This window comes from Holdemanella sp. DFI.5.55, from assembly GCF_020593575.1.
In the GTDB taxonomy this organism is placed as follows: Bacteria; Bacillota_I; Bacilli_A; order Erysipelotrichales; family Erysipelotrichaceae; genus Holdemanella; species Holdemanella hominis.
Genome location: NZ_JAJDMK010000248.1, coordinates 1 through 284, shown reverse-complemented (window position 1 = coordinate 284; position 284 = coordinate 1). Strand labels below are relative to the sequence as shown.

Sequence of the window (284 nt, the reverse complement as noted above, 5' to 3'; positions counted from 1 at the left end):
AAGGACCGAAACACAGTTACGTTTCTTGAAGGGAAACATGTTGAAAACACTGGAGCTAACTATATACTGGATTGTGACATTAAAGGCTTCTTTGATAATGTGAATCATGAGTGGCTCATGAAATTTCTTCGAAATGATATCGCAAACCCGAACTACCTGAGATATATAGCGAGAATGCTCAAATCAGGTGTCATGATAGAAGGAAAGTATGAAGATACAAGTGTAGGAACACCACAAGGCGGACTGATTAGTCCAATCCTTGCCAATGTGTACTTACATTATGT

The 284-nt window shown here is 38.7% G+C and carries 1 protein-coding gene; it reads left to right on the top strand.

The window, feature by feature from the left end:
* Positions 1–284: reverse transcriptase domain-containing protein (locus LJE08_RS15410; RefSeq protein WP_370633282.1), on the top strand; the 284-nt coding region annotated here is incomplete at both ends.